Here is a 23,622-nt window from a genome sequence, read left to right on the forward strand (position 1 = left end):
CGGAGGAGGTGCCCGTGACCGGGAGCCCGTCGCGCCGGTCCCACCGGCTCCGTCCGCGTACGCTGTGGTCATGACCACTGCGAATGCCGCCAGCACCGCGAACACCGCGAACACCGCGAACACCGCGAACACCGCGAACACCGCGTCCGACCCGTCCCGCCTCACCGCCGTCGTCACCGGTGCCTCCTCCGGCATCGGGCGCGCCACCGCGCAGCGCCTGGTCGCCGACGGGTGGCGGGTGCTGGCCGTCGCCCGGAGGGAGGACCGGCTCGAGCAGCTCGCCGCGGAGACCGGCTGCGAGGTGCTCGGCGTGGATGTCACCTCCGACGACTCCGTGGCGGGTCTCGTCGAGCGGGTCGGGGACCTGTTCGGCGGGGCCCTGAACTCCGTGGTCCACGTGGCCGGCGGCGCCCTCGGCGTGGAGCCCGCGGCCGAGGCCGATCTGGACAAGTGGCAGGGCATGTACGAGACCAACGTGCTCGGAGCGGTGCGCGTCACCCGCGCCCTGCTGCCGGCCGTGCGCGCGAGCGGTCGCGGCGACCTGCTGTTCCTCACCTCCGTCGCCGGGCACGAGGCCTACCCCGGCGGCTCCGGCTACAACGCCGCCAAAGCGGGCGAGCACATGCTCGCCCAGGCCCTGCGCCTCGAGCTGAACGGCGAGAGGATCCGGGTCATCGAGATCGCTCCCGGGATGGTCCGCACCGAGGAGTTCTCCCTGGTGCGCCTCGGTGACGCGGAGGCCGCCGACGCCGTCTACGACGGGGTCGAGGCGCCGCTGACGGCGGAGGACTGCGCCGACGTCATCTCCTACGCGCTGAACGCGCCGCACCACGTGAACCTGGACCTGGTCACCCTCCGCCCCCTCGCCCAGGCCGCCGCACACCGGGTGGCACGCCACCAGGGGGTGTGATGACCGTCGGGGGCATGTCCGGCCGCGGCGGCATGGGAGGCGGCGGGATGGGCGGCGGTGGCGGCCGTCTCGGCGACGACCTCACGCTCGCCCCCGGCCAGCGCCCGGACCTGCGGCGCGTGCTCTCCCTCTTCCGCCCCTACCGCGGCACCCTCGCCGGGGTGCTGCTGCTGATCCTGCTCGGCGCGGCGACCGGGGTTGTCTCGCCCTTCCTGGTCCGCGAGATCGTGGACGTGGCCCTGCCCGAGCAGCGCTCCGACGTGCTGGCGTGGTCCGTCGGCGGGCTGATCGCCGTCACCGTGGTCTCCAGCGCGCTCGGCGTCACCCAGTCGATGCTCTCCACCCGTGTGGGCCAGTCCGTCATGCACGACCTGCGCGTCTCGGTCTTCTCGCACCTGCAGCGGATGGGGCTGGGGTTCTTCACCCGCACTCGCACCGGCGAGATCCAGTCCCGCATCTTCTCCGACATCGGCTCGATGCAGGCCGTGGTCACCTCCGTCATGACGCAGATCGTCTCCGCCGGGGCCGGGGTGCTGATGGCCCTGGTGGCGATGGTCGCGATGGACTGGCGGCTGACGCTCTTCTCGCTGGTGGCGCTGCCCTTCGCGGTGTGGATGAACCGTCGGGTGGGGCGTCGGCGCCGCGCGATCGTGCGCACCCGGCAGGAGAAGGCCGCGGACCTCTCCGCCGGGATCCAGGAGTCGCTGTCCGTCTCCGGGATCCTGCTGGGGATCACCATGGGCCGCACCCAGGCCCTGAGCGCGGCCTTCGCAGGGGACTCCCGCGACCTGGCGGACCTCGAGGTCCGCTCCGAGATGGCCGGACGCTGGCAGATGGCCGTCTTCACCACCCTGATGGCCCTCTTCCCGGCACTGACCTACCTGCTCGGCGGGCACCTGCTGTTCGGCGACCCCGACGGGCAGGGAGTCACCATCGGCACCCTGGTCGCCTTCATCGCCCTGCAGTCGGGGCTGTTCCCCCAGATCAACGGACTTCTGCGGGTGGCCAACCAGGTCAACAGCTCGCTCGCCCTGTTCGCCCGCGTCTTCGAGTACCTCGACGCGCCGATCCTCATCCAGGACGCCCCTGACGCCGTCGCGCTCGGGCCCGACGACGTGCGCGGCGAGATCCGCTTCGAGGAGGTCTCCTTCGCCTATCCCGGGGCCGAGGAGCCCGCTCTGCGGGGGATCGATCTGGTGGTCCCCGCGGGCAGGCACACCGCCCTGGTGGGAGCGACGGGCTCGGGCAAGACCAGCACCGGCTATCTCATGGCCCGCCTCTACGAGCCCACCACGGGGCGCATCACCCTGGACGGGCACGATCTGCGCGACATCACCATGGAGTCCCTCGCCGCGAGCATCGGCGTGGTCACCCAGGAGACCTATCTGCTGCACGCCACCATCGCGGACAACCTGCGCTTCGCGCGCCCCGGGGCGAGCGCCGCGGAGCTCGAGAGCGCCTGTCGCATCGCCCAGATCCACGAGCACATCCTCTCGCTGCCCGAGGGGTACGAGACCGTGGTGGGGGAGCGCGGCTACCGCTTCTCCGGCGGCGAGAAGCAGCGCCTGGCCCTGGCCCGCACGATCCTGCGCGACCCCCCGGTGCTGCTGCTGGACGAGGCGACCTCCGCCCTCGACGTCGCCACCGAGAGGGCGATGTCCGGAGCGCTCGACGCCGCCGCTCGGGGCCGCACGACCGTCTCGATCGCCCATCGCCTGTCGACCGTCCGCCACGCGGACCAGATCGTCGTCATGCAGCGCGGACGCATCGTCGAGCGCGGGACCTACGAGGAGCTGGTCGGGCGCGACGGCGTCTTCGCGCAGCTCGCCCGGCAGGACGCCCGTCGTGACGACGACGGCACGGACGCCGCACGCGCCGACGTCCTCGCCCTCGAGGCGCACGATCCCCGGGGCGAGGCGCCCGGGCCGCCTCCGGCGCACCCCTGAGGCGCGATCACGGGCGACCGCGCGGAGCGGGCGCGCACGACCCCGTGTACGACCAAAGGGGGAGGGGGATCTCCTCCCTGCGCGGGATGCCGCGGAGCGGCACGACGGGGGAGGATCGGGTCATCGAAGGGACCGGCCCCTCACCGACGGGGCCGCTCCCGCGGCGCAGCGCCCATCGGACCCGTGGGCGGAGAGGACCTCAGCATGGCGATGACGCATCCCGACGGCCCCGATCCCCGGTGGCGCGGGTCGAAGCCCGGAGCGGGCAGACCGCTGCTGTTCGCCCTCCTCCTGGTCGCCGCCGCGCTGGGGATGCTCGCCCTGCTGGTGGTGGGTCCGAGCATGGCCCTGCCGCTCGCGATCGCCGCGGCCGGGGCGCTGATGGGCCTGGTGGGGGTCGCCTGGGTCGTCGCCGGCCCGCGCCTGTGACGCGAGGCCGGGGGACGGGAGGCCGGGGAGCTCCGGCTCAGACGTCGATCTCGATCTCGCCCTCTCCGCGGGAGACGCACGTGATCATCTGATCCTCTTTCTCGTCGTCCATGAGGAACTCGTCCATGTGCTCGACGTCGCCGGAGACCAGAGGCACCACGCAGGTGCCGCACACGCCGCCCTCGCACGAGTAGTCCATCGGCACACCGGCGTCGAGCAGCGCCTGGAGCAGGGATTGACCCTCTTCGACCTCGACCGTGATCCCCGACTTCAGGCATTTCGCGGTGAAGGGCTCTCCGAACAGCGACATCCTCGCTCCTTCTGCGTCGACCGTCCCGGGACGGGGCGGATTCGTGGAGGTCCCAGTCTTCCACGACACCGCGGGGCCGACGGGGTGAGTCGTGCCTCCTCGCGGCTGATCCCACACTCGCACCTCTCGTGCACGGCTCAGCCCGCTGCGTCGACCTCGTCCTGCGCGTCCGCCTCCGGGGAGTCCTCGGACCGGGCGGTCGCGGCCGCCGCGGGGCCGAGCGCCGACGCCGAGGTCACCACCCGTGAGGTCTGGGGCGCTGGCGCCGTGCTCGAGGGGCTGAGGGCGAGAGCCGAGGGGCCGAAGCTCAGCACCAGCATCGCCGCGGCGCCGAGCACGGCGGCGCTCGTGCGGCCGGCGCGGGACCCGGGAGCGGGGCGGTCGGCGGGCGCGCGGCCGCCGGCGCGGTCGCGCGACGGCTCGTCGCCCGACGCGGAGCACAGGTCGGGGTCGTCGTCCATGTCGGCACCTCCCGGTGGGAACGGCGGCCGTCGACCGCCGTGGCACCCATCCGACCCCGTCGAGCTGTGCAGGGGCTGTGCACCCGGCACGGGTTCTCTGTGACCGGGCCCGGCATCCGTCCGGAGTCGAGCGGTCGGGGCTACTCTCGGGATCGACGCCGGGTGCGGGAGCCTGCTGCCCGGCGCCCTCGCCGGCCGACGCACCTCAGGGGACCACATGAAAGACTCCGCGCTCTCCGCGCTCTCCGCGCTCGCCGCCCTGCCGCGGCTCGAGCATCCCGACGGCAGTCCCGTGCGAGTCCTGGTCGTCGAGGACGAACCGACGATCGCCGATCTGCTGCGCTTCCCGCTGCAGATGATCGGATGGGAGGTGACCTGCTGTGACGACGGGCTCGAGGCGGTGCGCAGCGCCCGAGGGCAGCGATTCGACGTGCTGGTGCTGGATCGCATGCTGCCGGGCCTCGACGGCGTCGAGGTGCTCCGTCGGATCCGAGGCCTGCAGAGCGAGATCCCCGCGCTGCTGCTGACCGCGATGGACGCTCCCACCGATCGCATCGACGGCCTCGCGGCCGGTGCCGACGACTACGTGACCAAGCCCTTCACCATCGAGGAGGTGCTGCTGCGCCTCCACCGGCTGGTGCGGCGCTCGGGGATCGTCTCGCAGAGCAGCCACGAGCTGGTGGTGGGCGATCTGGTGATGAACCTCGACACCCATGAGGTCACGCGGGGCGGGGAGCCTGTGCCGCTGACCGCCACGCAGTACCAGCTGCTGCAGTACCTCATGGAGAACCCCCGGAAGGTGCTCTCCAAGACCCGGATCCTCGACGCCGTGTGGAACTACGACTTCGGCGGTCAGGTCAACGTCGTCGAGCTGTACATCTCCTATCTCCGCAAACGGATCGACGCGGGCAGGGACCCGATGATCCACACGGTCCGCGGCGCCGGCTACATGCTCAAGCCCGCCCGCTGAACCGATGACCCCGACCCGGACTCCTCCGCCGCCCCCGACCCCGCCCTCGTCCGCGACCACCCCGTCCTCGTCCTCGCCGCGGCTCCCGTCCGGTCGCCGCGCTCCGCTCCGTCGGCGCCTGGTGGTGCTCCTGGTCGTCACCGTCGGGATCGTCTGCCTCGTCCTCGGCCTGGTCACCCACGCCTCCCTGCGCACCCAGCTCGACGCCGAGCTGGACGCCCAGCTGCTGCGCGCCGCGGACCGCGCCGTCGGACGTGAGCAGCTCGAGGAGGACGGCCCCTCCGTCCCGTCACCCCCGCCGGGCGGCCCGGCGCAGAACGCCGGTGACAGCGGCGAGTTCGAGCTCACCGCTCGGCGGGAGGACGGGGACCTCGTCTCCGCCGTCTGGCGCGATCAGGACGGGACGACGCGGGAGCTGTCGCACGAGGACGTCGACCTGCTCGCGCAGGCGATCGAGCGGGCCGAGGCCGGGGACCGCATCACGGCCGATCTCTCCATCGGCGCCTACCGGGTGGTGGCCCTCCCGCTCGGCGAGGGAGCCCCGGACGGGGACCAGGGCGGGGATCAGGACGGGGACGAGGTGGTCACCGGTCTGCCCGTGTCCGCCCTGCGCTCGACCCTCCTGCGGCTGGACCTCACCCTGCTCGGCGCCGGCGCCGCGGCGCTCGCAGTGACGGCGCTGGCCGGCTCGTTCATCGTCCGTCGCACCCTGCGCCCGCTCGACGACGTGGCCGCCCTCGCCTCCGAGGTGGCGCGCACCGCGCTGGACCGCGGCAGCGTGCGCCTGGACGACAGGGTGCGGCCCGAGCACACCGTCCCCGGCACCGAGGTGGGGGAGGTGGGGCGGGCGCTCAACCACCTGCTCGACAACGTCGAGACCGCGATCGCGACGCGGCAGCTGAGCGAGGAGCGGATGCGCCGCTTCATCGCCGACGCCTCCCACGAGCTGCGCACCCCGCTCACCGCGATCCGCGGCTACACCGAGATGCTGCGCCTGACGGAGGAGCTCGGCGAGCACGGCACGCAGTCCGTCGAGCGGCTCGAGGCGCAGTCGCGCCGGATGACCTCCCTGGTCGAGGACCTGCTGCTGCTGACCCGGCTCGACGACGGGGCGCCGCAGGCGCGGGAGGAGGTGGATCTCGGCGAGGTGGTGATGGACTCCGTGATGGACGCCCGCGCGGCCGCTCCGAGGCACCGGCACGACGTGGACGTCCCGGACGCCCCGGTGCTCGTCCAGGGCGATCCGCGCCAGCTGACGCAGGTGGTCGTGAACCTCCTCTCCAACGCGCGCAAGCACACCCCGGAGGGGACGGCCGTGCACGTCCGGCTGCGCCGGGAGGGGACTCGGGCGCGTCTCTCGGTGATCGACGACGGTCCCGGCATCGACCCCGAGCTGGTGCCCGACGTCTTCTCGCGCTTCGCTCGCGCCGACCGCGCCCGCTCGGGGCGCGAGGGGACCACCGGGCTCGGGCTCTCGATCGTGCGCGCCGTCGTCGAGGCCCATGACGGAGACATCGGCGTCGACTCGCGCCCGGGGCGCACCGTGTTCACCGTGTCTCTTCCGCTCGCCGCCGCGTGACCCGTCGGGAGCGAGTGCGTACACTGACCGCCATCGGCATCGACCCGGCCATCACCGGAGAGCCGCGGGAAGAACCGCCCACCGCCCGCTCGCGGGCGCAGGCCCAGTAGAACCCGCCGGGACCAGCCCGTCACAGCTGAGGAACGAGGGGAGACCCCTGCGCCGCATCCGTCGGCGCACGAGGTGTCAACCGAGGTGGTACCGCGCCATCGGCTCCGCGCCGGGAAGCGTCCTCGGACAGCAATGTCGTCGATGCCGCCATCGCCCTGTTCCCTCTCGGAGGTCCGTCCCCATGGTCTACCCGGTCAGCGGAGACCCGCTCGTCCCCTCGCCGAACCTGCCCGCGCTCGAGAACGCCGTCCAGGAGTTCTGGCGCGTCGACGACACCTTCCGCGCCTCGATCGCGCGGCGCGAGGGCGCCGAGGAGTTCGTCTTCTACGACGGCCCGCCCTTCGCCAACGGTCTGCCGCACTACGGGCACCTGCTCACCGGCTTCGTCAAGGACGTCGTGCCGCGCTTCCGCACGATGATCGGCGACAAGGTGGACCGCCGCTTCGGCTGGGACACCCACGGCCTGCCCGCCGAGCTCGAGGCGATGCGGGAGCTGGGCATGACCGAGAAGTCCGAGATCGAGGCGATGGGGCTCAAGGAGTTCAACAACGCCGCGCAGGCCTCGGTGCTGAAGTACACCAAGGAGTGGGAGGACTACGTCACCCGCCAGGCCCGCTGGGTCGACTTCGAGAACGACTACAAGACCCTCGACGTCACCTTCATGGAGTCCGTGCTGTGGGCCTTCAAGACCCTGCACGACAAGGGCCGCGCCTATGAGGGCTACTACGTGCTGCCCTACTGCTGGAAGGACCAGACGCCGCTGTCCGCGCACGAGCTGCGGATGGACGACGACGTCTACCAGGACCGCCAGGACCAGACAGTCACCGTCACCTTCCCGTTCAGCGGTGAGAAGGCCGCCGCGCTGGGCCTGGAGGGCGTCAGCGCCCTGGCCTGGACCACCACCCCGTGGACCCTGCCCACGAACTTCTCCCTCGCCGTCGGCCCCGAGCTCGAGTACGCGGTGGTCCCCGCCGGTCCGCTGGGATCGGCCGACGGCACCGCCTCGGGCGAGGGCCGCTATCTCATGGCCACCGCGCTGCTGGGCTCCTACGCCAAGGAGCTCGGCTACGAGAGCGCCGAGGCCGCACTCGCCGCTCTCGAGGAGCGCCGCTTCGCCGGCGCCGAGCTCGAGCACGTCGAGTACACCCCGCTGTGGACGGTCTACTCCGAGGACCGGGAGAAGTGGGGCACGCAGAACGCCTGGATCGTCACCGTGGCCGACTACGTCTCCACCGACGACGGCACCGGCGTGGTCCACCAGGCCACCGCCTATGGTGAGGCGGACCAGCAGGTCAACGCCGAGTACGGCATCCCCGTGATCGTCTCCGTCGACGAGGGCGCCCAGTTCCTGGACTACTTCGCCGGCACGGAGCTCGACGAGATCGCCGGCGTGCAGGTGTTCGAGGCGAACCGCCCGATCATCCGCAATCTCCAGCGCGCCGGGCGGCTGCTGCGCGAGGCCAGCTACGTGCACTCCTACCCGCACTGCTGGCGCTGCCGGAACCCGCTGATCTACAAGGCGGTCTCCTCCTGGTACGTGAAGGTCGCCGATCAGCGCGAGCGGATGCTGGAGCTGAACGAGCAGATCGACTGGGTGCCCGGCAACGTCAAGCACGGCCAGTTCGGCAGGTGGCTCGAGGGCGCCCGCGACTGGGCGATCTCCCGCAACCGCTACTGGGGCTCCCCGATCCCGGTGTGGAAGAGCGATGACCCCACCCATCCCCGCACCGAGGTGTACGGCTCCCTCGCGGAGCTCGAGGAGGCCTTCGGGACCCTGCCGCGCGATGAGCACGGCGAGGTCAACCTCCACCGCCCCTACATCGACGAGCTCACCCGTCCGAACCCGGACGATCCCACCGGGCGCTCGACCATGCGCCGCGTCGAGGAGGTCTTCGACGTCTGGTTCGACTCCGGCTCGATGCCGTACGCGCAGGTGCACTACCCCTTCGAGAACACCGACTGGTTCGAGTCCCACAACCCCGCGGACTTCATCGTCGAGTACATCGGGCAGACCCGCGGCTGGTTCTACGTCATGCACGTGCTCTCCACCGCGCTGTTCGACAGGCCCGCGTTCACCTCGGTGATCTGCCACGGCATCGTGCTCGGCGAGGACGGGCAGAAGATGTCCAAGTCGCTGCGCAACTACCCCGACGTGCGCGAGATGTACGACTCCTACGGGGCCGACGCGATGCGCTGGTTCCTCATGAGCTCCCCGATCCTGCGCGGGGGAAACCTCGTGGTCGACGAGCCCAAGATCCGCGACGCCACCCGCCACGTGGTGCTGCCGCTGTGGAACGTCTGGTACTTCCTGGGGCTGTACGCGAACGCCGCGGGGGAGAAGGACGCGGACGGACGGCCGACGGGGTACCGCGGGCGCACCCGCCACGACTCGACCGACGTCATGGACCGCTACCTGCTGGCCCGCACCGGTGACCTGGTCCGCGAGGTGAAGGAGTCGATGACCGCCCTCGCGATCGCGGACGCCGCCGAGCAGATCCAGGACTACCTGGACATGCTCACCAACTGGTACGTGCGCCGCTCCCGGGATCGCTTCTGGGAGGGCGACGAACAGGCGATCGACGTGCTCTCGACCTGTCTGGAGACCCTCTGCCAGGTGACGGCCCCGCTGCTGCCCATGGTCACCGAGGAGATCTGGAAGCAGCTCACCGGCGGCCGCTCCGTGCACCTGACCGACTGGCCGGACGCCGAGCTGTTCCCCCAGGACGCGGAGCTGGTCGCGCGGATGGACGACGTGCGGGCGATCGCGAGCGCCGGCAACGCCCTGCGCAAGAAGGAGCAGCTGCGCGCCCGACTGCCGCTCGCCGAGCTCACCGTGGTCCACCACGACCCGGACGCGCTCGAGGCGTTCTCGGCGATCATCGCCGACGAGCTGAACGTGAAGTCCGTGCGCCTGCTGGACGTCACCAGCGAGGAGGCGCAGGGAATGGGCGTCGAGCAGCGCCTGAGCGTCAACGCCCGCGCCGCCGGGCCGCGCCTCGGCAAGCAGGTGCAGGTGGTCATCAAGGGGTCCAAGACGGGCGACTGGTCCGTCGACGAGGCCGGGCAGGTCGTCTCCGGCGGGATCGCGCTCGAGGAGGGCGAGTACTCGCTGGACCTCGTCGCCGGGGAGACCGCGGCCCTGGAGGGCCGCAGCGTCGGCGTGCTGCGCGGCGGTGACTTCCTCGCCCTCGACATCCGTGTCACGGACGAGCTCGCCGCCGAGGGGACCGCCCGGGACGTGGTGCGCGCGATCCAGTCCGCCCGCCGCGAGGCGGGGTTCGACGTCTCCGACCGGATCCGGCTGACCGTGGACGGCGACGAGTCCGTCGTCGCGGCGGTCGCCGCGCACCGTGAGCTGGTGGCCGGCGAGGTGCTGGCCCGCGATCTCACGGTCCCGGCGGCCCCGCTCGAGGGTGCCCACAGCGCGAGCGAGAAGGTCACCGGAGGCACCGTCACGGTCTCCGTGGTCCGCGCCTGATCGCGACCGGTTCCGGCGGCGGACATGGCATGCTCTGTCGTGAGCCGTCGGACGAGGAGATGAGCATGGTGAGCAGACGCGGACTACTGGGAGGGGCGGCTGCCGCCGCGACTGCGCTGCTCAGCGGATGCGGCAGCGGACGGAAGAAGCTCGTCGCAGCGACCGAGGAGGCCGCCGCGGAGGTCGACGGCGTCTCCTCGGCGGAGCTCCGGATGGCCGACGGCGCGACCTTCGAGCGACTCCTCAGCGGCACCGTCTCCCTCGCGGCGGAGGACCGCGAGGGAGGGCTGGAGATCTTTGACGAGGTGATGCGCCGCATCGTCACCGTCGTCCATGCGGAGCTCGCCGAGGCGGAGGCCCGGAGCCTCCGGGTGGGAGGCATCTCCGGGATGCTCGACAGCGGGGAGGAGCTGACCCCGCTGGATCTCGACCCGGACGTGGCGGGGGAGGACCCGCGCCGCGACCGGGTCACGGCGGAGTCCCTCTACGGCAGGTACGGCCTGAGCTGAGCACGGGCGGGGGAGCGGCTGCGGGGGCAGGGCCCGTGGCGGCAGGGCCCGGATCGGTCGCCGCCCGCTCACGGCTCGCCGCGGCCCACCGTCACCACATGGGACTCGGCGACATAGGTGCCGTCCCCGAGATACTCGCCCGTGAGATCCCGCTCCAGGGCGGACAGCGTGGGATCGGTCGCCACGGCGCGGCCGACGCTGCCGGAGTACCCGCCCTCGGCCTCTCCGCTCAGCCCCACCGAATCATGGTTGGACTCGAGGATGCTGATCGGGTCGAGGGAGGGGACGGGGTATCCCGGCAGGGAGACCTCGTGCCTGTTGGGAGCGCCGAGGGTTCCGCCGTCGACCTGTGCACCGCCCAGGTCGAGAGCGGGGATGAGATCCCCGCTGATCCCTCCGGGCCCGATCCCTCCCTCGTGGTTCACGTTCACCGACTGGGTCGACCCCTGCGCCGGGACGACGGTCTGCACCGGCGAGCCGACCGAGAACGTGTGGGTCACGTTGTAGGTGCCCGCTTCGCCGGTGGCGCTGTTGAAGGACGGATCCGCCGAGAGGTGGTTCGCCACGATCCCGCCCTGCGAGTGGCCGACGATCATCACGTCGGCCCCCGGAGGCACGCCGGCGGACTCCATCGCGGCTCGCACATCGTCCATCGCCGCCGGGTGCTGCCCGGCGACCAGTCGCAGGTTCGAGCCCCAGTCCCGGGAGTTGCCCTGCTCGCCGTAGGCGCCGGGCACGTCGGAGAGCGCCGCGCCCTCGGTGGGCGGGACCTGGACGATGTACGCCGGGTCCCCGCCGCCCGTGCGGTGGACCTCCTGGATGCCGATCTGTCCGTTCTCGAGCGGGCCGCCCGGGTTGTCCAGGCGCAGCGCGTCGTTCTCCAGGACGAGGTCCTGCAGGGTCTGCGGGCCCTGCGTGGGCGTCGTGTCGGTGCTCACCGACTCGACGATCCCGCCGGGGCGGTCATCGAGCAGCGGGGTGTCCGTGCCGGTGATCGCCTCGTACGCGCCGACTCCGGCCGATCCTGCGGCCAGCAGGCCGGCGGCGCCGAGCTCGGCGATCGTCGGGACGCGCTCGCCGGTGGCCCAGTCCTCGAGGATCCCGCCGAAGTGGTCGGCGTCCCGCTGGAACTGCCCGATCCCCTCGGTGTTCACCCCGAACAGCCCGAGCCCGCCCTCGAGCAGATCGATGCCGGTGTCGAACCCCCGTCCGATGCCGTCGGAGATCAGTCCTGCGAGGCCGGAGACCGCGCCCTCGAGCGGGTCCTCGAGCCAGTCGGGGAGCCACGGGTTGTCCGCATGGCGGTACCCGCTGCTGGACTCCGAGGAGTCCGAGCGGGGGATGGTGCTCGGGTTCCGGCCCCTGCCGCCGTCGGCCCCGTCGGCGTCCGAGGCGACGTCCTGCTGCTCCGCCTCCCCGAGCCCGCGATCGCCGAGCGCGAGGAGCTCGTCGCAGACGGCGGCGAGTCGGTTCGAGGACAGCTCGTTCCAGCGCCCGCAGAAGGTGTCCGCGTCCGGACCGACCCACGGCACGCCCCGGACCGCGGCGTCGAGCCGGGCCCTGATCTCCTCGACCTCGCCGGAGGCGCCGCGGAGGCGCTCGGCGTGCTCGCGCATCCGGGCGGTGTCCATGCCCAGGAAGGCGGTCATCGCGCACCGCCCCGGGCGTCGCGGGCGGCGGCGAACCGCACACCCTGCTCGAGGACCGGCAGCACCGATCCGAGCACGTCGCCGTCGGTGACGGGCTGGACGACCGGCAGCGCGGAGCCGGTGGAGCCCGTCCGGTAGAGGCCGAGCTCGCCGCGGACCCACAGCCGGGACCAGTTCACCGGGTCCTCGGTCACGACGCCCGAGGCGTCGTGCAGGGTCAGGGACAGTGCGATGCGGGGGCCGGAGGCGGTGAGGGCGTCGCGCAGACGCGGGTCCGATCCCTCGACGGCGCCGAAGGCCTCCTCGGGCGGGCTGCCGGCGGCCAGCGACGCCTGGACCTGCGCGATCTGCGACGGGGTCAGGGTCAGCCCGGCGGCGTCGCCGGCGACCGTCAGGTGCGGTGACGCCGGGGCGATGCCGGCCTCGGCGAGCAGCTCCCCGATCGCTGAGGGCACCTGCTCGACGGGCACGGACCACCAGGTGGACGCCCCCTCGTCCCGGGAGGACTCGAGCGTCGCCCCGTGGGGAGACAGCGCCGCGCGCAGCCGGCGGGTCGACCCCTCGTGGGTCACCGCGACCACCAGGAGCGCGGGGGCGGAGAGCTGACTCACCACGAGATCGAGGTCGACCTCGTCGGGCACCTGCTCGGCCCCGCCCGGGGGCGCGGGGAGCAGGGCGCGGTACACCGGGTTCCACCGATCAGGCGGGTCCGCGTCGTCGTGGGCCCAGCGCGCGGCCTGCTCCACATGGGCGGTCAGAGGTGGCATGGTCCAGATCCCCGTTCGTCGTCGTGGTCGGTGCCCCGGCGCACCCATGGTCCGAGGCTATGCGTCACCAGGGCGTCCGACGATGGGCAGTACTCCCCATCCGGCGCCGTCGGCCCGGGACTCCCGGGAGGTCTCCGGGGAGGGGACCGGCCCGTCGGATGCTCCGAGCGTAGGGAGGCCGACGGCGCCGTCGGGGTCCCGGCCGCTCTCTGTGGACGGGGCAGTGGTGGGGAGGAACGGTCCCAGCCGCTCCTCGTACACTGATCCGCGCCCCACCCGCCCGTCCCACCCAGGAGCCGCTGTGCCCCGTCCGTCCCGTCCGGCCATGTCGCCCGAGCTGCGAGAGGTCTACGCGGCGCTGCTCGAGCGCGCCCCGGAGAACCGGATCGAGCCGGATCTGTCCCGCATCACCCGGGTGATGGAGCTGATGGGGGACCCGCAGAACTCCTACCGCTCGATCCGCATCGCGGGCACCAACGGCAAGACCACCACGGCCCGCATCCTCGAGCGGATCCTGCGCGAGGCCGGGCTGCGCACCGGACGCACCACCAGCCCGCACCTGCGATCGCCCGTCGAGCGGATCGCGATCGACGGCGCCTCGATCGACGAGGACGGCTTCCTCCAGGCCTATCGCGACGTCGAACCGTTCGCCGCGATCGTCGACGCCGAGTCGGAGGCCGCCGGCGGGCCGCCGCTGACCTACTTCGAGTACCTCACGGCCATGGCCTTCCAGGCCTTCGCCTCCGCCCCCGTCGACGTCGCCGTCGTCGAGACAGGTCTCGGCGGCACCTGGGACGCCACCGGCGCCGTGGCTCCGGACGTCGCCGTGATCACCCCGATCTCCCTGGACCACCAGGACTACCTCGGGGAGACCATCGCCGAGATCGCGGGGGAGAAGGCCGGCATCCTCACCGCGGACGCCACCGCGATCCTCGCCTCCCAGCCCTATGAGGACGCCGCGGACGTGCTGCGCGAGCGCATCGACGAGCTCGGCGCCGAGGCCGCGATCGAGGACCGCCAGATCGGGGTGCTCTCCCGGACGCCCGGCGTCGGCGGCCAGATGATGTCCCTCCAGGGAATCGCCGGGCGCTACGAGGACCTCTTCCTCTCCCTGCTGGGCGAGCACCAGGCCCGCAACGCCCTGCTCGCCGTCGCCGCCGCCGAGGCGCTGCTCGGCGGCGGGAGCACCGTCCTGGACGGCGAGATGCTGGGCGCGGCGCTGGCGGGCGTGACCTCGCCCGGACGTGCCGAGGTGGTGCGGCAGGCGCCGACGGTCCTCCTGGACGCCGCCCACAACCCGGCCGGGGCCCTCACCCTGGTCGAGACGGTCCGCGAGAACTTCCGCTTCACCCGCACCGTCGGCCTGGTGGGGATCCTGGAGGAGAAGGACGCCTCCGAGATCCTCGACGTGCTCGAGCCCTTGCTGGACAGCGTGGTGATCACCCAGTCGAGCTCGCCGCGCGCGATCCCCACCGACCGGCTCGCGGATCTCGCGCGCGAGATCTTCGACGACGAGGACCGCGTGATCGAGCAGGCGAGCCTGCCCGATGCGATCCAGGCCGCGGTCGACCTCGCCGAGCTCGACGGCGACCAGTTCGGCGGCGTGGTCGTGGCCGGGTCGGTGACCGTCGCCGCCGAGGTGCGCGATCTGCTCGGCGTGCCGGAGGAGGACTGAGCGTGGACCTCGACCTCACCCCCTCGACCCGTCCGCACGGCGCGCAGCGGATGATCTCCGCGACCATGCTCGTGTGCGAGGCCTTCGTCGTGTTCTTCGCGGTGCTGGTGGCTCATCAGCTGGTGCCTGACGACCGCGCTCTGACCTGGGCGTGGGGTCTGCTCACGGCACTGGCCCTGCTGGCCTGCTCCGGGATGCTCACCCGCGGCGCCTGGCCGTACTGGCTGGGCCTGGCGCTCCAGCTGCCCGTGATCCTGCTGGGACTCCAGGTCACCGCCATGTGGGTGGTGGGGGTCCTCTTCGCAGCGCTGTACGCCTACGGGGCCGTCAAGGGACACCAGCTGGATGCGGAGAAGGACACGGTCGACCGCGAGGTGCACACCGCCCGCGCCCAGGAGGACGCGCAGCGGGGCGAGGGAACGGCGCACTGAGCGGCCCGGGACCGCACCCGCCTCCGGTGACCGGGACCCCCTGGAGGGTGGGTACCCTGGTGCCATGACCGCACAGCGCACACTCGTCCTGCTCAAGCCCGACGCCGTCCAGCGCGGCCTGCGCGGGGAGATCATCCGCCGCATCGAGACCAAGGGCTACGACATCGTCGCGCTCGCCCAGCGCACCGCCACCGCCGAGGAGCTCGCCGCGCACTACGCGGAGCACGAGGGCAAGCCCTTCTACCCGGGCCTGGTCGAGTACATGGGCGCCGCACCCCTGGTCGCGATCGTCGCCGAGGGCGTGAACGTGATCCCCGGCTTCCGCTCCCTCGCCGGTGCCACGAATCCCACCGAGGCCGCCCCGGGCACGATCCGCGGCGACCTCGCCTGCGAGCAGGACCTCCCCGTGATCCAGAACCTCGTGCACGGCTCCGACTCCGAGGAGTCCGCGGCCCGCGAGATCGGGATCTGGTTCCCCGAGCTCGGCTGACCGCGTCGGCGCGGCGGAGATGAGGCGCGACTCACGGCGAGGTGCGGCGCCACCGCCCCGCGGGCGTGCACAATGTGGACATGGGTCCGGGTCTCGTCGTCGTCATCGCCTTCCTGCTCTTCGCCGTGCTGCTCGCGGTGGGGATCCTGGTCATGGTCGCGCTGCCCAACCTCTCCCGTCGGCGGGACGAGGAGGGGCACGAGCCGGTCGATCGCAGGCACTCCTCGCGCACCGGGCGCTGAGCTCGGGCCGGGCACCGTGGGGGAGCGGCTCGGAACGTCCGCCTAGACTGGCAGCTGTCCTCGCCGCATCGTCGGCTTCCCCGACCTCGGAGGTGACCCGTGGATCCTGATGCCCTACTCGCACTGATCGCCGGCGGCGGTGGTGGCGTCCTCGTGATCGGCGCCGGCGCCTGGGCGTACCTCCGCAGCCGCGGCCGCACCAAGCCCCCGGAGGATCCCACCGGCGAGAGCGGTGGCGAGAGCGCCACCGGGGACCGGGCCGGGACCACGCGCTCCGCGACCGCGGTCAAGGACCGCCCGGCGGCACCGACCTGGGCCGACACCCTCTCCGCCCCGACGAGGCCCGCTGCGGAGGGCGACTCCTCCGCCCCGACGGAGGACGCCCCGCGGAGACCGCAGGCTGCTCCAGGTGCGACCCGGCCGGCAGAGGCCCAGGCCGCTCAGGCCCCCTCGGCCGATGTGCCCTTCGACCAGGAGACCGCCGCGGAGACCGGGGTCGTGGACGAGCGGCCCGACACGGCCGATGACGCGTCGGTCGACACCGCGCCCGCCGACACCGCCTCTTCCGACACCGCGCCCGCCGACACCGCCTCCGCCGGCACCGCGCCCGCCGACTCGGCGCTCGCCGATCCTGCGCCCGCCGACGTCGCGCCCGCCGAGCCCGCAGCGGTCGAGCAGGCCGCTCCCGCCGACGAGGCACCTGTCACCGCCCCCGCCGGACCGGCGATCGAGACCCCCGAGGCGCCCGCCGACCGCATGGTGCGCCTGCGCGAGCGCCTCGCCCGCTCCGGCGCCCTGGGCCGCGGGATCCTCACCCTGCTCACCCGGGGCGCCGGCGTGGACGAGGACACCTGGGACGAGATCGAGGAGACGCTGCTGCTGGCGGACCTCGGCCCCGACGCCACCGACGAGATGCTCGAGAACCTCCGCCGTCGCATCCAGGTGCTGGGCACGGACGATGCCGAGAAGGTGCGCGACGCGCTGCGCGAGGAGCTCGTGGCCCTGGTGGACCCCGAGCTGGACCGCCGCCTCGCCGCCAGCCGCCGCGAGGCGCCGGACGGCACCGAGGTGCCGTCCGTGATCCTCATGGTCGGCGTCAACGGCACCGGCAAGACCACCACCGTCGGCAAGCTCGCCCGCGTCCTGGTCGCCGCCGAGCGCAGCGTGGTGCTGGGAGCGGCGGACACCTTCCGCGCCGCCGCCGCGGACCAGCTCGCCACCTGGGGCTCCCGCGTCGGCGTGCACACCGTCCGCTCGGATCGCGACGGCGCCGACCCTGCCGCCGTCGCCTTCGACGCGGTCAAGGAGGGCATCGAGGAGGAGACCGACGTGGTCATCATCGACACGGCCGGTCGCCTCCAGAACAAGAAGGGCCTGATGGACGAGCTCGGCAAGGTGCGCCGGGTCGCCGAGAAGGGTCTGCACGGCGACGAGGTCGCCGAGGTCCTCCTGGTCATCGACGCCACCACCGGGCAGAACGGCATGCAGCAGGCCCGTGTCTTCTCCGAGGCCGTGCAGATCACCGGCATCGTGCTCACGAAGCTCGACGGCACCGCCAAGGGCGGCATCGTCGTCAACGTCCAGCGCGAGCTCGGCGTCCCGGTCAAGATGGTCGGGCTCGGCGAGGGCGTGGACGACCTGACGCCCTTCGACCCCTACGGCTTCGTGGACGCCCTGCTCGACGCCTGAGCCTCCACCGCCGCGAGGAGGCGGCGCACCGGATCCAGGTGCGCCGCCCCCGTCATCCGGGGACGAGGTCAGCCGAAATGGGCCTTGGGGATCACGCCGTGGACGCCGACGGTGCGGTCCACCACCTGGGAGATCGTGAAGTCCGCGGCGGCCGAGAGGTACGCATAGGCCGTCGGGCGGTCCATGCCGAGGTCCTGCTCGAGGAAGTCGAGCGCGTTGACCACGGCGACCCGCATCGCGACGTCCAGATCGCTGACCTGCTCGTCGACGCTCCCATCGGGATCCGACAGCCCGATCGGGATCCAGGCGTCCGCGGTCTCGGCGAAGGGGTAGCGGTGCGCCACCGCGGGGGCGTCCCCCTCACCCTCCTTGCACACCGTGAGCCGGAAGGTGCCGCGCAGAGAGCCCTCCATCGCGGTCAGCGCGACCTCGCCGTCCCCCATCGCATGATGCGGGTCTCCCACGTAGAACAGAGCGCCCTCGGTGTGGACGGGCAGGTAGAAGGCGGATCCCTCGCCGAGCAGGCGGATGTCGATGTTCCCGCCGCCGAGGGTGGGCGGGATCGAGTTCGCGGAGGGATCGGTCGGGTCCGACGCCTCGGAGAACGCCACCCCCATCATCCCCATGAAGGGACGCAGCGGGAACCGGACGGAGCCCGCGCCGAAGTCCATCACCCCCTGGCCGTCCTCGATGCGGGTGAAGGTCGAGACGTTGCCCCACTGCCTCGGATCCGGATCGTCGGTCGCCCGGGTGGAGGCCGGGGGCATGATCTGCTCCGCGGTGATCCCTGGAGGCGCCCCGCCGTCCGCGGTCGCCGCCAGGGAGCCCTTGCCGTGTCGGCTGGAGACCACGCCGTAGGGAACCCGCGGGGTCGCCTCGAGGGTCTCGATCTTCAGCACGTCCCCGGGCATCGCGCCCTCCACGAAGACGGGTCCGGTGACGACGTGCGGTCCGTCGAGCGCGAAGTCCCGCGGGGTGCGGTCGTACTCCCCGGCGATCGCGACCGCGTCCTCGAGCACCTCCTCGCCCGCCACGCCGTGCTCCGCGAAGTAGGCCAGCGGATCCCTGCCCTGGTCCTCGAGGATCCCCTCGTGGGAGACGGCGTCGATGGTCACGGTCTCGCCGGAGGCCATCTGCAGCGACGGCGTCGAGTGGATGGTGGGCACATAGCCCCACAGCACCGAGTCGGGCTCCGATCCCAGGTAGTGGTCGCCGTCGATGCTGCCGGCACCGGGCTGCAGGACCCGCCCCGTCCCCGCGGTCGGCGAGGGCGATGGAGCGGCAGGGGCGGAGGGCGAGCTGCAGGCGCTGAGCAGTCCGGCGCTCGCCCCGAGGGCGGCGCTGACCTGCATCAGTCGACGGCGGCCGATGCCGCGCTCGATGACGGCGGCGGCATGCGCCCCGGGCGGTGGGGTGGTCATGGGTGTCCTTCCGGGACGGAGGCGGGGATCCGGATGGTGCGGGCGGTGCGCACGGTCCGGGACGGCGGGACGGCGGGACGGCGGAGCCGGCGAGCGGGGGAGCGGTGCGACCGTCCCCGGTGCGTCAGGCGCCGGTGCGTCGTGCGCCGGTGCGTCGTGGCCGAGGGCCTCGACGCTAGGAGCGCCTCCCGAGCGCCCGGCCCGCGTCCCGCGGAACGGTCACCCCGGTCACGGATTGATCACGGGCCCCTCCCGGCCTAGGCGGGACGGGGCGTCCCGCCCACGATGTGGATCACGGCCTGCCAGGCCGTACGGACCCTGAGCGCCTCCCGGCGGTCACGGGCCGGCCCCTCCTCTGACTGGAGCCGACATGGACTTCACCCTCGACACGGGGGCGACAGCGTGGATCCTCACCAGCGCGGCGCTCGTGCTGCTGATGACCCCGGGCCTGTCCCTCTTCTACGGAGGCATGGTGCGCGCCCGCACCGTGCTGAACATGATGCTGATGTCCTTCAGCGCCATCGCAGTCGTCGCGATCGCCTGGACCGTCGCCGGCTACTCCATCGCCTTCGGCACCGACGTCGGCGGTCTGTTCGGCAGCCCGCTGGAGTTCTTCGGGCTGTCCGGCACCGACGAGCAGTCGATCCTCGCCGAGAGCGGCGTCCCCTTCCTGGTCGCCGCCGGCTTCCAGATGACCTTCGCGATCATCTCCACCGCCCTGATCTCCGGTGCCATCGCCGACCGCGTCAAGCTCGGCACCTGGCTGGTCTTCGCCGCCCTGTGGGTCCTCGCGGTCTACGCCCCGATCGCGCACATGGTCTGGGGCGGCGGCCTGCTCAGCGATGACGGACCCTTCGCCGCCATCGCCGATCCCGTCGACTTCGCGGGCGGCACCGTGGTGCACATCAACGCCGGTGTCGCGGGTCTCGTGCTCGCCCTGGTCGTCGGTGCCCGCAAGGGCTTCGGCAAGGAGCCGATGAAGCCGCACAACCTGCCGCTGGTGATGCTCGGCGCGGCGCTGCTGTGGTTCGGCTGGTTCGGCTTCAACGGCGGCTCCGCCGGCACGGCCGACGGCACGGCCGGTCTGGCCTGGGTGAACACGACCGTCGCCACCGCCGGTGCGATGCTCGGCTGGGCGCTCGTGGAGAGGATCCGCGACCGCCACGTCACGTCCCTCGGCATGGCCTCCGGCATCGTCGCGGGCCTGGTGGCGATCACCCCCGCCGCCGACGCGCTCACTCCGATCACCTCGATCGTCCTGGGCCTGCTGGCCGGCCTCGCCTGTGCCCTCGCCGTCGGCCTCAAGTACCGCTTCGGCATCGACGACTCCCTCGACGTGGTCGGTGTGCACCTGGTGGGCGGCCTGGTCGGCACCATCGGAATCGGCTTCCTCGCCGCCGACGGCGGGCTGCTGCTGGGCGGCGGCGTGAGCCTGCTGCTGGTCCAGATCCTGATCGCCGTCGCCGCGATGCTGATCTCCGCCGTGCTCACGGCCGTCATCGCCCTGGCGCTCAAGTACACGATGGGCTGGAGGATCCCCGAGGCCGACGAGCGTGCCGGCATCGACATCGCCCATCACGCCGAGTCCGGATACGATCTGGGCGGTGCTCTCGCCTCCCGACGGGAGCGCACGGCTCCGACCGGTCCCGGCTCCTTCCCGCTGGACCACTCCGGCACGGAGCCGCGCAATCCGGCCCCCGCCGTCCCGGAGTCGCACTCCTCGGCCCCCGACGCCCCGGAGCCCGCCTCCTCCGGTGCCGAGGAGACCGCCCGTCCCGTCGCCACAGGAGAGACCCGATGAAGCTCATCACCGCGATCATCCAGCCCCACGCCCTGCAGGCGGTCACGGACTCCCTGCGTGAGTACGGGATCACCGGGATCACCGTCACCGAGGTGGCCGGCTACGGTCGACAGGGAGGCCACACCGAGGTCTACCGCGGTGCGGAGTACACGATCGACACCATCCCGAAGCTGAAGCTCGAGGTGCTCGCCCTCGAGGACGACCAGGAGTCGATCATCGATCTGATCCTCGCCGCCTCCCGCACCGGACGGATCGGCGACGGCAAGATCTGGACCACCGACGTCGGCTCCGTGGTGCGCGTGCGCACGGGGGAACGGGGGGCGGATGCCCTCTGAGGAGCTCTCCTCCCGTCGGATCACCCAGGTGCTCCACGAGGGCTTCGCGGACCCCACCGCCGGTCCCTCCCGCCGCCGTGCCCAGGCCGACCTCGTCGACGTCTGGCTGCGCGAGCTGTGGGAGAGGGCCGGCGCTCCCGCGACCGGTGCGGCACTGGCCGCCATCGGCTCCCTCGGCCGGCGGTCCCTCGGCCCCGCGAGCGATCTCGACCTGGTGCTGCTGCTGGACCCCGCGCAGGTGGACGAGGCGGGCTCCGCGCAGCTCGCCACCGCGCTGTGGTACCCGATCTGGGACTCCGGCACCTCGCTCGACCACTCGGTGCGCAGTCCCGAGGAGTGCGAGCAGGTCGCGGGGACGGACCTGCGCGCCGCGATCTCCCTGCTCGACCTGCGCACGGTCGCGGGCGACGAGAGCCTGGTCGAGGACGCCGCGGGGCGGGTGCGCGCCCAGTGGCGGCGTGAGGCACGGCGCCGGGCGGGGGAGCTGGTGGACCTGGCGGAGGACCGCACCCGTCGCTACGGGTCCTTGGCGCACTCCACCGAACCGAACCTGAAGTCGGACCGCGGCGGACTGCGGGACATCACCGTGATCCGCGCGATCGCCGAGAGCTGGCTGGCCGATCACGACCATGCCGTGGTCGATGCCGCCGCGCGCACCCTGCGGGACGCCCGCGATGCCCTGCAGGCCGTCACCGGGGGCTCCGGCACGAGGCTGCGCCGCGCCGACCAGGAGGCCGTCGCCGCGCTGACCGGTCACTCCACCGCCGACGAGCACCACATGGTGCTCGCCGAGGCGGCCCGCGCCGTGACCTGGGAGCTGCATCGGACGGTGCGGGCCGCCCAGGCCGCGATCGCCCCCGGCGGCCAGGGGACCCACGGGACCGGCGCCGCGCGTCGGCCCGCGATGCAGCGCCACGGCCACGGGGTGCTGGTCCAGGCCGGCGAGGTCTCCGTCGACCCCCGCGTGCGCGACCCGCTGCGGGACCTGGCGGCGGTGCGCCATGCTGCGACGACCGGGCTGCCGCTGACCGATGCGACCCTGGCCAGGATGGCGCAGGCCCCGGCCGGACCGCTGTCCCCTGCGCAGCGCGATGTGCTCGTCGACGCCCTCGCAGGGGAGCACCTCGCGGAGGTCTACGAGGCCCTGGACGTGAAGGGGATCGTCGAGCGCTGGATGCCGGGCTGGGCCGAGGTGCGCAACCGGCCCCAGCGCTCCGCGGTGCACCGCTTCACGGTGGACAGGCACCAGATCGAGACGGTCCTCGAGGCGCAGCGCATGCTGCCCCGGGTCAGCCGCCCCGACCTGCTGCTGATCACCGCCCTCCTCCACGATCTCGGCAAGCGCGCCGATGCCCGCGACCACGCCGCGGAGGGGGCTCCGCTCGCCGAGGCCGCGGCGCGGCACCTGGGCTTCGAAGAGCCCGACGTGCGCGTGATCGGGACGCTGGTGCGGGAGCACCTCACCCTCATCGGCCTGGCCACCGGCCGTGATCTCGCCGACCCCACCACCCTGCGCGACCTGCTGCGCGCGGTCGACGACGACCTCGAGACCTTCGAGCTGCTGCGTGCGCTCACGGAGGCCGACGCCCTCGCCGCCGGACCCGCGGCCTGGTCCACCTGGCGCGCCGACCTCGTCGACCATCTCAGCGAACGCGCCCGGGACGCCCTGCGCGGCACGGCCTCCGCCCCGCGCCTGCGGCTCGCGCCGCAGCGCTCGGCCCAGGAGGCGGTGCGCGAGGCCGTCCGACGCAGCGGAAGCGCCCAGGTCCTCTACCCGGCTCCGTTCGAGGACGAGCCGATCTCCCAGCTGTGCCTGGGAGCCCCGGACGGCGCCGGGGTCTTCGCCGCCATGGCGCGGGTCCTCGTGCGTCTGCGGCTGGACGTGCACAGCGCGGTGGTCAGCACCCTGGACGGCACCGCCGTGAACACGTGGTGGGTGGCGGGCCTCCCCGCGGATCTCCCGCACCCCTCCGTGCTGCGCTCGGCGCTGGACCGCGAGCTCGCCCATCGGGACCGGGCCGACGCCCGCGTGCTCGAGCTGCCGCCGGCCCCGCCGCCGCGCACCACCGAGGACGCCCCGGTGGTGACCCTGCTTCCCGGAGCCTCCAGCGAAGCGACCGTGGTGCAGGTCAACGCACGCAACCGGCCCAGCCTGCTGGCCGATCTGGCCGAGACGATCACCCTGCACGGGCTGCAGGTGCGCAGTGCCCACGTGATGACCCTCGGGCGACGCGCCGTGGACGTCCTCTACCTCACCGACCAGCACGGCCGCGCGCTGGACCCGCCCGCCGTGGGCAGGATCGTGGCGGGCCTGATGGACGCCGCGGCCACCTGAGGGCCGGGGTGGGGGTTCTCTCCTGTGGGGTGGAGCGCCCGCCCTGGGGTGACCGCGGCGGGCGCACTACACTGGGGCGGTCCG

At 72.9% G+C, this 23,622-nt stretch carries 20 protein-coding genes; 15 read left to right on the top strand and 5 right to left on the bottom strand.

Annotated features, from left to right (window positions below):
• Positions 1–70 precede the first annotated feature (70 nt).
• The 3 genes from ACT3SP_RS07140 (at position 71) to ACT3SP_RS07150 (ending at position 3,285) form a co-directional block, all read left to right on the top strand.
• Positions 71–910 (top strand): SDR family oxidoreductase, encoded by an 840-nt coding sequence (locus tag ACT3SP_RS07140; RefSeq protein WP_444586569.1) that lies wholly within the window; start codon positions 71–73, stop codon positions 908–910.
• Positions 910–2,856 (top strand): ABC transporter ATP-binding protein, encoded by a 1,947-nt coding sequence (locus tag ACT3SP_RS07145; RefSeq protein WP_444586570.1) that lies wholly within the window; start codon positions 910–912, stop codon positions 2,854–2,856. The genes ACT3SP_RS07140 and ACT3SP_RS07145 overlap by 1 nt, the downstream gene beginning before the upstream one ends.
• 204 nt (positions 2,857–3,060) lie before the next feature.
• Positions 3,061–3,285 (top strand): hypothetical protein, encoded by a 225-nt coding sequence (locus ACT3SP_RS07150; protein ID WP_444586571.1) that lies wholly within the window; start codon positions 3,061–3,063, stop codon positions 3,283–3,285.
• Positions 3,286–3,322: 37 nt separating this feature from the next.
• Here the strand turns inward: ACT3SP_RS07150 and ACT3SP_RS07155 are convergent, their stop codons facing one another.
• Positions 3,323–3,595 (bottom strand): 2Fe-2S iron-sulfur cluster-binding protein, encoded by a 273-nt coding sequence (locus ACT3SP_RS07155; protein WP_444586572.1) that lies wholly within the window; start codon positions 3,593–3,595, stop codon positions 3,323–3,325.
• A gap of 137 nt (positions 3,596–3,732) precedes the next feature.
• Positions 3,733–4,056 (bottom strand): hypothetical protein, encoded by a 324-nt coding sequence (locus ACT3SP_RS07160; protein ID WP_444586573.1) that lies wholly within the window; start codon positions 4,054–4,056, stop codon positions 3,733–3,735.
• Positions 4,057–4,273: 217 nt separating this feature from the next.
• On the opposite strand from ACT3SP_RS07160, the gene ACT3SP_RS07165 reads away from it, so the two are divergent.
• The 4 genes from ACT3SP_RS07165 (at position 4,274) to ACT3SP_RS07180 (ending at position 10,703) form a co-directional block, all read left to right on the top strand.
• A complete protein-coding gene (locus tag ACT3SP_RS07165) occupies positions 4,274–5,026 on the top strand; it encodes a response regulator transcription factor (protein ID WP_444586574.1) in 753 nt (250 codons plus the stop codon).
• Positions 5,027–5,030: 4 nt separating this feature from the next.
• On the top strand, positions 5,031–6,605 hold the full coding sequence (locus ACT3SP_RS07170) for a sensor histidine kinase (protein ID WP_444586575.1): 1,575 nt from the start codon (positions 5,031–5,033) through the stop codon (positions 6,603–6,605).
• Positions 6,606–6,897: 292 nt separating this feature from the next.
• Positions 6,898–10,194: an isoleucine--tRNA ligase gene (ileS, locus tag ACT3SP_RS07175; RefSeq protein ID WP_444586576.1), complete on the top strand. Its 3,297-nt coding sequence runs from the start codon at positions 6,898–6,900 to the stop codon at positions 10,192–10,194.
• 65 nt (positions 10,195–10,259) lie between these two features.
• Entirely contained in the window at positions 10,260–10,703 is a 444-nt protein-coding gene (locus ACT3SP_RS07180; protein WP_444586577.1) for a hypothetical protein, read from the top strand.
• A 68-nt stretch (positions 10,704–10,771) separates the two neighbouring features.
• Here the strand turns inward: ACT3SP_RS07180 and ACT3SP_RS07185 are convergent, their stop codons facing one another.
• Both ACT3SP_RS07185 and ACT3SP_RS07190 read right to left on the bottom strand, forming a co-directional pair.
• Positions 10,772–12,352, bottom strand: a complete 1,581-nt coding sequence (locus ACT3SP_RS07185) for a WXG100 family type VII secretion target (RefSeq protein ID WP_444586578.1) — start codon at positions 12,350–12,352, stop codon at positions 10,772–10,774.
• The gene (locus ACT3SP_RS07190) at positions 12,349–13,119 is read right to left on the bottom strand and encodes a hypothetical protein (RefSeq protein ID WP_444586579.1); all 771 of its coding nucleotides are present in this window, start codon (positions 13,117–13,119) and stop codon (positions 12,349–12,351) included. Before ACT3SP_RS07190 ends, ACT3SP_RS07185 begins: the two co-directional genes overlap by 4 nt.
• 325 nt (positions 13,120–13,444) lie before the next feature.
• On the opposite strand from ACT3SP_RS07190, the gene ACT3SP_RS07195 reads away from it, so the two are divergent.
• From ACT3SP_RS07195 to ftsY, 5 genes are all read left to right on the top strand, one after another.
• A complete protein-coding gene (locus ACT3SP_RS07195; protein WP_444586580.1) occupies positions 13,445–14,794 on the top strand; it encodes a bifunctional folylpolyglutamate synthase/dihydrofolate synthase in 1,350 nt (449 codons plus the stop codon).
• Positions 14,795–14,796: 2 nt separating this feature from the next.
• The gene (locus tag ACT3SP_RS07200) at positions 14,797–15,225 is read left to right on the top strand and encodes a DUF4233 domain-containing protein (RefSeq protein ID WP_444586581.1); all 429 of its coding nucleotides are present in this window, start codon (positions 14,797–14,799) and stop codon (positions 15,223–15,225) included.
• A gap of 64 nt (positions 15,226–15,289) precedes the next feature.
• A complete protein-coding gene (gene ndk, locus ACT3SP_RS07205; protein ID WP_444586582.1) occupies positions 15,290–15,715 on the top strand; it encodes a nucleoside-diphosphate kinase in 426 nt (141 codons plus the stop codon).
• Positions 15,716–15,795: 80 nt separating this feature from the next.
• Positions 15,796–15,957 carry a hypothetical protein gene (locus ACT3SP_RS07210; RefSeq protein ID WP_444586583.1) on the top strand — a complete coding sequence of 54 codons (162 nt, stop codon included), beginning with the start codon at positions 15,796–15,798 and terminating at the stop codon, positions 15,955–15,957.
• 99 nt (positions 15,958–16,056) lie between these two features.
• Positions 16,057–17,646: a signal recognition particle-docking protein FtsY gene (gene ftsY, locus ACT3SP_RS07215; RefSeq protein WP_444586584.1), complete on the top strand. Its 1,590-nt coding sequence runs from the start codon at positions 16,057–16,059 to the stop codon at positions 17,644–17,646.
• Between the two features lie 68 nt (positions 17,647–17,714).
• Here the strand turns inward: ftsY and ACT3SP_RS07220 are convergent, their stop codons facing one another.
• The gene (locus ACT3SP_RS07220) at positions 17,715–19,067 is read right to left on the bottom strand and encodes an acetamidase/formamidase family protein (RefSeq protein WP_444586585.1); all 1,353 of its coding nucleotides are present in this window, start codon (positions 19,065–19,067) and stop codon (positions 17,715–17,717) included.
• 370 nt (positions 19,068–19,437) lie between these two features.
• On the opposite strand from ACT3SP_RS07220, the gene ACT3SP_RS07225 reads away from it, so the two are divergent.
• From ACT3SP_RS07225 to ACT3SP_RS07235, 3 genes are read left to right on the top strand one after another with little or no spacing between them, the layout of a single operon-like run.
• On the top strand, positions 19,438–20,868 hold the full coding sequence (locus ACT3SP_RS07225) for an ammonium transporter (RefSeq protein WP_444586586.1): 1,431 nt from the start codon (positions 19,438–19,440) through the stop codon (positions 20,866–20,868).
• A complete protein-coding gene (locus ACT3SP_RS07230; protein ID WP_444586587.1) occupies positions 20,865–21,203 on the top strand; it encodes a P-II family nitrogen regulator in 339 nt (112 codons plus the stop codon). The genes ACT3SP_RS07225 and ACT3SP_RS07230 overlap by 4 nt, the downstream gene beginning before the upstream one ends.
• The gene (locus tag ACT3SP_RS07235) at positions 21,193–23,538 is read left to right on the top strand and encodes an HD domain-containing protein (RefSeq protein WP_444586588.1); all 2,346 of its coding nucleotides are present in this window, start codon (positions 21,193–21,195) and stop codon (positions 23,536–23,538) included. The genes ACT3SP_RS07230 and ACT3SP_RS07235 overlap by 11 nt, the downstream gene beginning before the upstream one ends.
• Positions 23,539–23,622: the final 84 nt, after the last annotated feature.

The sequence above is a fragment of the Brachybacterium sp. AOP43-C2-M15 genome, from assembly GCF_052446295.1.
In the GTDB taxonomy this organism is placed as follows: domain Bacteria; phylum Actinomycetota; class Actinomycetes; order Actinomycetales; family Dermabacteraceae; genus Brachybacterium.

Excerpts from the sequence above, each read along its gene's own strand:
- ACT3SP_RS07140 (WP_444586569.1), top strand. The coding sequence starts at position 71 with ATGACCACTGCGAATGCCGCCAGCACCGCGAACACCGCGAACACCGCG.
- ACT3SP_RS07145 (WP_444586570.1), top strand. The coding sequence starts at position 910 with ATGACCGTCGGGGGCATGTCCGGCCGCGGCGGCATGGGAGGCGGCGGG.
- ACT3SP_RS07150 (WP_444586571.1), top strand. The coding sequence starts at position 3,061 with ATGGCGATGACGCATCCCGACGGCCCCGATCCCCGGTGGCGCGGGTCG.
- ACT3SP_RS07155 (WP_444586572.1), bottom strand. The coding sequence starts at position 3,595 with ATGTCGCTGTTCGGAGAGCCCTTCACCGCGAAATGCCTGAAGTCGGGG.
- ACT3SP_RS07160 (WP_444586573.1), bottom strand. The coding sequence starts at position 4,056 with ATGGACGACGACCCCGACCTGTGCTCCGCGTCGGGCGACGAGCCGTCG.
- ACT3SP_RS07165 (WP_444586574.1), top strand. The coding sequence starts at position 4,274 with ATGAAAGACTCCGCGCTCTCCGCGCTCTCCGCGCTCGCCGCCCTGCCG.
- ACT3SP_RS07170 (WP_444586575.1), top strand. The coding sequence starts at position 5,031 with ATGACCCCGACCCGGACTCCTCCGCCGCCCCCGACCCCGCCCTCGTCC.
- ileS (WP_444586576.1), top strand. The coding sequence starts at position 6,898 with ATGGTCTACCCGGTCAGCGGAGACCCGCTCGTCCCCTCGCCGAACCTG.
- ACT3SP_RS07180 (WP_444586577.1), top strand. The coding sequence starts at position 10,260 with ATGGTGAGCAGACGCGGACTACTGGGAGGGGCGGCTGCCGCCGCGACT.
- ACT3SP_RS07185 (WP_444586578.1), bottom strand. The coding sequence starts at position 12,352 with ATGACCGCCTTCCTGGGCATGGACACCGCCCGGATGCGCGAGCACGCC.
- ACT3SP_RS07190 (WP_444586579.1), bottom strand. The coding sequence starts at position 13,119 with ATGCCACCTCTGACCGCCCATGTGGAGCAGGCCGCGCGCTGGGCCCAC.
- ACT3SP_RS07195 (WP_444586580.1), top strand. The coding sequence starts at position 13,445 with ATGTCGCCCGAGCTGCGAGAGGTCTACGCGGCGCTGCTCGAGCGCGCC.
- ndk (WP_444586582.1), top strand. The coding sequence starts at position 15,290 with ATGACCGCACAGCGCACACTCGTCCTGCTCAAGCCCGACGCCGTCCAG.
- ACT3SP_RS07210 (WP_444586583.1), top strand. The coding sequence starts at position 15,796 with ATGGGTCCGGGTCTCGTCGTCGTCATCGCCTTCCTGCTCTTCGCCGTG.
- ACT3SP_RS07220 (WP_444586585.1), bottom strand. The coding sequence starts at position 19,067 with ATGACCACCCCACCGCCCGGGGCGCATGCCGCCGCCGTCATCGAGCGC.
- ACT3SP_RS07225 (WP_444586586.1), top strand. The coding sequence starts at position 19,438 with ATGGACTTCACCCTCGACACGGGGGCGACAGCGTGGATCCTCACCAGC.
- ACT3SP_RS07230 (WP_444586587.1), top strand. The coding sequence starts at position 20,865 with ATGAAGCTCATCACCGCGATCATCCAGCCCCACGCCCTGCAGGCGGTC.
- ACT3SP_RS07235 (WP_444586588.1), top strand. The coding sequence starts at position 21,193 with ATGCCCTCTGAGGAGCTCTCCTCCCGTCGGATCACCCAGGTGCTCCAC.